The organism is Bacillus sp. J14TS2, assembly GCF_018333015.1.
GTDB lineage: Bacteria > Bacillota > Bacilli > Bacillales > Bacillaceae_C > Lederbergia.
In genome coordinates, this window is record NZ_BORE01000081.1 from 1 (window position 1) to 255 (window position 255).

Here is a 255-nt window from a genome sequence, read left to right on the forward strand (position 1 = left end):
CATCAGGTAATTATCAATTATATTTACCGATGGATGTAGAAGAAATGATACCTGCGGATGATTCGGTCCGACTCCACTGCCTCTTATGTGAAAGGATGGATTATAAAGGGCTATTACAGGCATACTCCCGAAAAGGGAGAAAACCGGCGGTCGATCCAGTCATTCTGTTTAAGGTCATCACCTACGCAGCCTCCCAAAAAATCTATTCTTCCCGGGAGATAGAAAAAGCATGTCGCCGGGATATCAATTTTCGCT

At 43.9% G+C, this 255-nt stretch carries 1 protein-coding gene; it reads left to right on the plus strand.

Annotated elements, in window-relative coordinates:
* Nucleotides 1-255 (plus strand): transposase (locus KI375_RS27155; protein WP_212976451.1); only part of this gene is annotated, 255 nt, incomplete at both ends.